We start from the raw sequence: 8,529 nt of genomic DNA, 5'->3' as shown, positions 1-8,529 counted from the left end.
GCGCGCTCATGCGGTCGGCCTGCTCGTCGATGATGCGGAAGAACTGCCGCGTCTCCGTCGGACCGAAGCTCTGGGCGGGATCCAGCACCGTCGTCGTCGAACCCTTGATGGCGGCCAGCGGCGTGCGCAGCTCGTGGCTCACCATCCCCAGGAAGTCGGCCCGCATCCGGTCGAGCGCCTCGAGCGGCGCCAGGTCCTGCGCGGTGGCCACCAACGACCGGACCGTGCCGTCCTCGGCGTGGATCGGGGTCGCGTTGAGCAGCACGCGGATGCTGCGCCCGCCAGGGGTCGAGACCACCATCTCTTCGGCGCGCAGCGTCTGGGCGCTTTTCATCGTCTCGATCAGCGGGAAGCGGTCGAGCTCGATCTCCCGCCCGTCGGCGAAGCGGCAGGTCGCCACCTCGAGCACGTGCTCGCGAGGGTGGCCGGGGACGCGCAGGACCTCGAACAGACGCCTTGCCTCGCGGTTGAACGACGCCGGACGGCCGGTTCGCGCATCGAATACCACGACGCCGATCGGCGAGGTCTCGACCAGGGTCTCGACATCGGCGCGGGCGCGCTGCTCGGCCCGAAAGGTGCGGGCGTTGACGATCGCGGCCGCGGCCTGCGCCGCGAACAGCAACAACACCTCCTCGTCCTCGTCGGTGAACTCGGCCCGGCCCTCCTTGTCGCCGAGGAAGAAGTTGCCGACATGGGCGCCGAGATGGCGCAGCGGCGTGCTCATGCAGGCGCTTGACAGCACGACGTCCCAGGTCACTCCCAACGAACGCACGAAGGCGGCGAAATCCGGGATCCGGAACGGCCCCGGCAGGTCGCGGAGCTGCTCGAAGAGCCGCAGGCCGTCGGGCCACGCCGCCACCCGGCGGTGGTCCTCCTCGGTCAGGCCCGAGGTGACGAAGTCCCCGGGCGTTCCCGACTCGTCGACGGTGACGATGCAGCCGTAGCGCGCGCCGGTGAGCTCGCAGGCGCCGTCGGCCACTTCCTGCAGGACGGTTTCCAGGTCGAGGCTTGCGCTGATGCGCAGCAACGCCCTGCTCAGGGCGGGCCGGCGTGCCGCGTCGGTCGCGGGGCTCTCGGCCCGGGTGTCATCGGAGTTGGTCATCGCTCGGCACCTGGCGCTTGTGTCGCAGTTGCAGGGTGCAATACCAGAATTGGGTCGAAATACGCCTATTCTTCGCCCACTAGGACGCTATGTTAGCACTATATTCGTATACGTGCTGCTATACTTGCCAGCATTTCGTCGTCGGCCGCGCCGGCCGGCGTGCATGCGGCCGTCGGCTGGTTCTCAAGCTTCCCGGTGTGGTCGGGTCGATCCTGATTCTGCGGGACGAACCCGCGCCACCGTCAACTCGCCGATCTTCGCGTGCATGTTCCGCATCGTGACCACCTGCCGGCGTCGCCCTGTGTACGGCCATATGGACCGGCGCGCAGGCTCCGGTGGGAGTGGAGCCGCCACGGCACGCCGGTTCGAGGAGAGTCGTGTGGCCAGAGTGGATTGCGACGTGCTGATCATGGGCAACGGGATCGCAGGCAACCTCGCGGCTGCCTGGTTCACGCGACACATGCCCGCTCTGCGCGTCGACGTCGTGGGACCGGCGGTCCGGACGCTGCCGATAGTGGGCGAATCGCTGGTCGAGTTCAGCACGCAACTCCTCCAGGAAGTTGGTCTTGGACGGCATCTGGTCGAGAAACAGCTCCCCAAGTACGGGCTCACGTTCTACTACAAGCTGGATCCCTCGATCCCTGCGGACCCGCGCTATGTCGTGGACGCCGTCCCCACCAATCCGCCGCTGCCGTCGTTTCTCGTCAACCGGTTCACTCTGGACGACGCGTTGCGGCAACTGAATCACGACAACGGCGTCGAGCACGTCGACGGCAAGGTGGTGCGGGTCGAGTTAGGCTCGGGCGCGCAGCACGGGGTCGTGGTGCGGCGCAGCAACGGGACGGTACGAACGCACACGGCCCGCTGGGTGATCGACGCCACCGGACGGCGCCGACTGCTGGCGCGTCAACTGCACCTCGGCGACACCGCCCCGTACCAGCGCAGCTCGTTCTGGTTCCGTCTGGCGGACTTCGACGCGTCCATTCTCGATCGCATCGACGCCGTCACGAGCGATGCTCGCCGCCCCGACGCGTACTATGCCGCGCATCACTTCTTCGGACGGGGCAACTGGGTCTGGCTGCTTCCGGTCCGGGCCGAACCGTCCAGGCAGATGATGAGCGTCGGGCTTACCTGCCGGCCGGACCTGTTTCCCGAGCCCGTGACGTCCATACCGGAGTTCCTCGACCGGGTGACGCGCGAGCACCCGATCCTGGGAGACCTGGTCCGGAGCGGGATCGTGGTCGACACCAACCTGTACCGGAACTACATGTACCGCGCCCGGCAGCGGTACTCCTCCCAGGGGTGGTTCCTCATCGGAGATGCCGCCGATACCGTGGATCCTCTGTACAGCACCGGTCTTGCACTGGTGACCATGGCAATTCAGCAGGTGGGAGCCATGATCCGCCGCGACCTGGACGGCGGCTCGACCGCACGATACGTCAGCACCCTCGACCGAGCCTACGCCGGTTTCCTGGGACTGGGGGAAGGTCAGGTCGCGAGGCTGTACGACGTCATGCAGGCCGGGTATCAGTGCCGCCTGAGCATGCACCTCCACGTGGTCGGCTTCTTTCATGTCGCGCTGCCGCTGCTACTCAACGGCTATCACGCCGATGCCGTCGGGGCGGCGATGATGGCCAGTCTGGGGCGGCCGGCACACGGACTGGACCGGCAGTTGACCGACTTCGAGCCGCTCATTGCCCGGGCGGCCGCGCGACAGCCCTCGCGATCGGTCCGCGCCGGCGTGAGGGTGCAGTCGGCCTTCGCACTGAACCACTCCTGGTTCGAGCACTGCCGCGACGACGAGATCCCCCGCTCGTTGTTTCGGATGTTCCGACACATGGTCGCCCTGCGCCTGGCGCTCATGTGGATGGCGGGAGTGCGGTCGTGGCTCGACCCGGTTCAGTTGCGCGGGTTGCTGCGGTCCTTCCTGTGGGGCCTGGCGGTCGGCGCGCTCGGAAGGCGCAGTCTCAAGCGCAGCAAACTGACGCGGTGGCTGTTCGCGTCCGGCCGCGGCGACGCCCCTCCGCGGTTCGCTTCCCGCGACCCCACGCGGGCGGAGCTCACCCGATGACGACAGGGTCCAACCAGACCCGGCCGCGAATCGCGTCGCTCGCCACCGCAGTGCCGCCCCACCGGGTCCCTCAGGACGAGGCGCTGGATTTCTTCCAGCGCTCGTTCGACATTCCGCCGTCCAGGCGAGACCGTCTGAAGCAGCTCTTCCTGAACGCCGAGATCGAGACGCGGTACGCCGCTGCCCCCGTCCATTGGTACGAACAGGCACACAGCTTCGAGTTGAAGAACGATCTGTACATCGACAGGGCGATCGACCTGCTCAAGCAGGTGGCCATCGACAGCCTGACCGTCGCCGGCCTGGCGTGCAGCGACGTCGACGCGCTCGTCACCGTCTCGTCGACGGGCGTCGCCGTGCCCGCGCTCGATGTCCGGCTGATGGAGGAGCTGCCCTTTCGGCGCAACGTGCAGCGCCTGCCGGTGTTCGGCCTCGGATGCGCAGGCGGGGCGCTGGGGCTGGCGCGCGCCGCCGCCTGCGCGTGCGCCCAGCCCGGCAGCCGCATCCTGTGCCTGGTCGTCGAGCTCTGCACCCTCACCTTCTGCCGCAGCGATCGGACGACCGCGAACATCGTCGCCACCGCTCTGTTCGGCGACGGCGCGGCGGGCGCGGTGCTGACCACGGACGGACCCGGACCCGCGATCAGGGCCTGGGGCGAGCATACCTGGCCCCGCAGCCTCGACGTCATGGGCTGGCGCGTCACGCAACAGGGGCTGGAGTTGCGGCTGGCGCGCGGCGTTCCCGATTTCGCCAGACACCGGGTGCGGCGCGTCACCGACGACTTTCTCGCTTCCGTGGGCCTGGAGCTCGCCGACGTCGACGACTTCATCTGCCACCCCGGCGGGTCCAAGGTGCTGGAGGCGCTCGAAGACGCCTTCGGTCTCCCGTCCGGCGGCCTCGCCGCGTCCCGGGAGATTCTGCGCGACTACGGCAACATGTCGGCGGCCACCGTGCTCTTCATCCTGAAGCGCGTCCTCATGACCTCGGCCGCCGACAACGGGCGGCACGGAGGGGTGCGGCGGTATCTGATGACCGGGCTGGGGCCCGGCTTCTCGATCGGGTACCTGGTGTTGGAGTCGGACTGATGCCTGCCCTGTACGTCATCGTCGGCTTCCTCGTGCTTCAGCGTCTGGCCGAGCTGGGCTTCGCCCTCCGCAACCACCGGGCGCTCCTGGCTCGGGGCGCCGTCGAAGTCGGCCGCGGGCACTACCCGGCGATGGTCGCCCTGCACGCCGGCTGGTTGCTCGCGCTGCCCGCAACGATCGATCCCCGGACGGCGGTGTCGCTGCCGTTGCTCGCCGTCTTCGTGCTGCTGGAGTGCGGGCGCGTATGGGTGATCGCCACGTTGGGGTCGCGCTGGACGACGCGTATCGTGGTGCTGCCGGGCGTCGCGCCGATCCGCAGCGGCCCGTACCGCTACGTGCGGCACCCCAACTACTTCATCGTGTGCGGCGAAATGGCCGTGGTGCCGCTGATGTTCGGCGCCTGGATCCTGGCGGCAGCCGCCTCCGTGCTGAACCTGCTGGTGCTCCGGGCACGGCTGCGGGTCGAGAACCGGGCGCTCGAGACGTTCGGTGGCGACCGGGACCCTGCACCCGAACAGGGCGGCGCATCGAGTATCCGACCGGGAGCGTGAGTGATGCTGCTTGCCGCCGAAGAGTTCCTGCTGTTTCTCCTGGACGAGCAACACGGCACGCTCCTCCCGATGACCGAACGTACGGAACATCTGGTTCTCGCCGGCGCGGTGTTGATGGACCTGCAATTGGCGAATCGCATCGATACCGATTTGGACAACCTCACGCCCAGCGATCCAATGCCGCTCGGTGACGACGTGCTCGACCCCACGCTGGCCGACATCGTCGGCGCGCAAGAGACGCATGACGCGTTGTACTGGGTGGAACGCACGGCCCGGCGGGCGCACGAGATCCGCGAGCGGACGATTGCCCGGCTGGTCTCCCGGGGCATACTCCGCGAGCCCGGCGAGGACGCATTCCTGTCCCTGACGCCGGAGGTGGCGCACGCGCGGCGCTATCCATCGACGAACGGAGCGACGCAGGAGCACGTCAGGCTGCGCATCATGCGGGTTCTGTTCAGCGACGACATCCCGGACCCGGCGGACATCGTGATCATCAGCCTGGTCGATGCCTGCGACGTTTGGCGAAAGCTCCTCACGGCAGAGGAACTCGTCAAGGCGCGAAAACGGATCGCGATCGTCAGCCGCCTCGACCTGATCGGGCGGGCCGTGGCGACCCTGGTGCGCATGGTACGACCGGCGGCTCGCGCCGCGCGCGACGGCGGCGCCGGTCTGCCGCTGGCCCGCGGCTGGCCGCTGGTGGGCAGCACGTTCGCCGTGGCGCGCGACCCAAGGACGTTCTTCGTGCAGGAGTACCAGCGCGTCGGGCCTGTTTTCAGGGTCAAGACGTTGACGCGCAACTTCGTCGCCCTGGCAGGACAGGAAGCCAACCTGTTCGTGTCCCGCTCGGAGCGCATGCATTTGCATACGTCCGACATGTGGGATCCGCTCTGTGCGGAGTTCGGCGCCACGCGCTTCGTGCTGAACATGAACGGCAAGGACCACGTTCGGATGCGCCGCGAGACCAGGGACGGCCTTTCCCGGCAGCTCATCGAATCCGAGATCCCCGCAGCGGTGGATGTCATCCGGCGGTCCGTGGCCGCGATGCCGCTGAACGCGCCGTTGCGCGCTCTCCCTGCCATCCTCCGCCTGGTCGGCGAGACGACGAGCGCAATCGTCGCGCAATCGTCGACAGCGGAGTACATCGACGACGTGCGCCTGGTCCTCAGAGAGGCCGTGACCCGCGGCTTCCTGCATACGCCCCGATTGCCCAGGACGCCCCGGCAGCGGCGTGCGCTCCGCCGCGCGGCGGAATTGTCGGACAGGTGGTTGACGCAACACCAATTGCAGCAGCACGCCCGCAAGGCCAACGCGATCGACGACATCCTGACGCTGCACCGCGCCGACCCGATGTTCCTCCCCGAGTGCGACCTCCCGCTCACCGCCCTGTTGCCGCTGTTCGCCGGCGTCGAGACCGTGGGGAGCATCGGCGCCTGCATGCTCTACGTCGTGCTGAAGAACCCCGCGTTGCGGGAGCGGGCGCAGGCCGAGGCGGACGCCCTGTTCGCCGGCGGTACACCGGATGCGGCGAAGGTGCACGAGTTGGACGTCCTGTACCGGATCATGCTCGAAGCGCTGCGCATGTATACGCCGGTCCCGGGGATTCAACGCAAGGTGACCACGTCGTTCGACTTCGACGGACACCGGATTCCCGCGGGTGCGGATCTGTTCCTCGCCTTTTTCGTCACGCACGACCTGCCGGAGCACTTTCCCGATCCGCAGCGGTTCGACATAGACCGCTACCTGCCGGGGCGTGAGGAACACAAGCAGCCGGGCGTGTTCGCGCCTTTCGGCGTCGGCGTGCATCATTGCGCCGGCCGCGGGTTCGCCGAAACGCAACTGCCGCTACTTGTCGCGACCCTGCTGCACGAGGCCGACATGGAGCTGGTTCCGCCGACCTATGAATTGAAGACGGACCGTTGGGTTCTCTTTCCCTCCTTCGTTCCGGACAAGGGGTTCAGGTTCAGAATGAGAAGCCGACGGCATTGAGGCCTGCGCGGTGCGCGAGGTGCGGGCGATCGCACGCGCCCACCGACGCAGCGCGACTCTCGCAGAACTCTCCCCGCCCGTTTCCGGTAGAGTTGTCCCCACGCCACGGGGAGGAATCCATGACCCGCACGACGCCGTTCCGCACCGCGCTCGCCGCCGCCGTCGTCATCGCCTGCGCCGCGCTGCTCCAGACCACGGCCGGGGCCCAGAACCGCACCGGCGCCTCCGCGCTGCGGGGCGTGCCCGGCCTGCCGCCGCCGGACCGGCCGGTCGTGCTGTACACGGCCGAGCAGCCGCGCATCCGCGTGGTGCCGATCGTGACCGGGCTCGATCACCCGTGGGGGATGGCGTTCCGCCGCAACGGCGACATCCTGGTCACCGAGCGCGACCGGGGCACGCTGCGGGTCATCCGCAACGGGCAGCTCCTCGACGGGGACGTTCCCGGCGTGCCGGAGGTCTTCACCGGCGTGCGGCTGGCGGGGCTGATGGACGTGGTGGTCCATCCCGAGGACGACACCCTCGTCTATCTCACCTACTCGCAGGGGGAGGAGCGCGACGGTCGGCAGGGCGCCACCGTGGCGCTGGCGCGCGGGCGCCTCGACGAAGGGGCCGGCGCGCTGACCGAGACGCGCGACATCTTCGTCGCCGACGGCTGGGGCGGCGGCATCGCGGCGTCGCGGCTGATCTGGGGACCGGACAACAAGCTGTTCATGACCGTCGGCGGCGCGTTCGAGTTCGCCGGCACCGGTGAGTACGCCCAGGACGGGCAAACCCACTTCGGCAAGCTGCTGCGCCTGAACGACGACGGCACGGCGCCCGACGACAATCCGTTCGTCGGCGACCCCGACTACCACCCCGAGATCTGGACGATGGGCCATCGCAACCAGATCGGCCTCGCCTTCCATCCGGACACCGGCGAGCTGTGGGCCACCGAGCACGGGGTGCAGGGCGGCGACGAGGCCAACATCATCCAGCCCGGCTCGAACTACGGCTGGCCCATCGCCTCCTACAGCCGCACCTACGGCGGCCGGCCGATCACCGAGACGCCGTGGCTGCCCGAGTTCACCGGACCGCACGTGATGTGGTGGCCGTCGATCGCCCCGTCGGGCCTCACCTTCTACGACGGCGAGCACTTCCCCGCCTGGCGCGGCAACCTCTTCGTCGGCTCGATGATGGTGGGCCGGATGCAGCACACCGGCCACCTCGAGCGGGTCGTCTTCAACCGGCAGGGACAGGAGATCCGCCGCGAGTGGCTGCTGATGGAGCTGAAGCAGCGGGTGCGCGACGTCCAGCAGGGACCCGACGGCTACCTGTACGTGCTGACGGAGGAGGACAACGGCGCCCTGCTGCGCATCGAGCCCGCCCGCGCCATCACCGAGGCGCCCGGCACCGTCGTGCCGGCGGTGCGGTTGACCGATGCGCGCGTGCCGCCGCTGGCGGAAGCGGACCGGACCGCCGAGCAGCGCGCGAGCGTCGAGAAACACTCGGCCGACGGACACTCCGCCAACGTCGTGCGCACGCTGGCCCGGGTGCCCGCCCTGGCCGACCGCGTGCTGCCGTTCACCAACTACATCGCCAACGAATCGACGCTGTCGCCGCGCCACCGCGCCATCCTCATCCTGCGCACCGCGTGGCTCACCCAGAGCGCCAACATCTGGGCGGCAGAGGCGAGCCGCGCGGCCGAGGCGGGCCTGACCGCGGCTGAGGTCATGCTCGTGGCCCAGGGTCCGGGCGACG

General features: G+C 68.9%; 5 protein-coding genes and 1 pseudogene. 5 read left to right on the top strand and 1 reads right to left on the bottom strand.

All coding sequences use genetic code 11. The annotated features are described in order from the left end of the window. Positions 1 to 1,102: GAF domain-containing protein (locus F4X11_04410; GenBank protein ID MYN64256.1), on the bottom strand; the 1,102-nt coding region annotated here is incomplete at its 3' end. Between F4X11_04410 and F4X11_04405 the strand changes: the two genes are divergently transcribed. The 5 genes and pseudogenes from F4X11_04405 to F4X11_04385 all read left to right on the top strand — a co-directional run bounded on the left by F4X11_04405 (position 1,017) and on the right by F4X11_04385 (position 8,156). Beyond that, complete coding sequence (locus F4X11_04405; GenBank protein ID MYN64255.1) at positions 1,017 to 3,173, top strand: hypothetical protein; 2,157 nt, start codon at positions 1,017 to 1,019, stop codon at positions 3,171 to 3,173. The two genes, F4X11_04410 and F4X11_04405, sit on opposite strands and share 86 nt — an antisense overlap. After that, the gene (locus tag F4X11_04400) at positions 3,170 to 4,255 is read left to right on the top strand and encodes a type III polyketide synthase (protein MYN64254.1); all 1,086 of its coding nucleotides are present in this window, start codon (positions 3,170 to 3,172) and stop codon (positions 4,253 to 4,255) included. Before F4X11_04405 ends, F4X11_04400 begins: the two co-directional genes overlap by 4 nt. Beyond that, positions 4,255 to 4,806, top strand: a complete 552-nt coding sequence (locus F4X11_04395) for a hypothetical protein (GenBank protein MYN64253.1) — start codon at positions 4,255 to 4,257, stop codon at positions 4,804 to 4,806. The genes F4X11_04400 and F4X11_04395 overlap by 1 nt, the downstream gene beginning before the upstream one ends. 3 nt (positions 4,807 to 4,809) lie before the next feature. Next, positions 4,810 to 6,792 (top strand): cytochrome P450, encoded by a 1,983-nt coding sequence (locus F4X11_04390; protein ID MYN64252.1) that lies wholly within the window; start codon positions 4,810 to 4,812, stop codon positions 6,790 to 6,792. 119 nt (positions 6,793 to 6,911) lie between these two features. Then, positions 6,912 to 8,156: pseudogene (locus F4X11_04385) on the top strand (PQQ-dependent sugar dehydrogenase). The last annotated feature ends 373 nt before the right edge of the window (positions 8,157 to 8,529 follow it).

This window comes from Acidobacteriota bacterium (assembly GCA_009861545.1).
Lineage (GTDB): Bacteria > Acidobacteriota > Vicinamibacteria > Vicinamibacterales > UBA8438 > WTFV01.
Note: the sequence above shows the minus strand (reverse complement) of the source record. Positions and strands in the feature narration are given on the sequence as shown.

Coding starts and splice junctions, on each gene's coding strand:
- F4X11_04405 (MYN64255.1), top strand. CDS start 1,017: ATGCGCAGCAACGCCCTGCTCAGGGCGGGCCGGCGTGCCGCGTCGGTC.
- F4X11_04400 (MYN64254.1), top strand. CDS start 3,170: ATGACGACAGGGTCCAACCAGACCCGGCCGCGAATCGCGTCGCTCGCC.
- F4X11_04395 (MYN64253.1), top strand. CDS start 4,255: ATGCCTGCCCTGTACGTCATCGTCGGCTTCCTCGTGCTTCAGCGTCTG.
- F4X11_04390 (MYN64252.1), top strand. CDS start 4,810: ATGCTGCTTGCCGCCGAAGAGTTCCTGCTGTTTCTCCTGGACGAGCAA.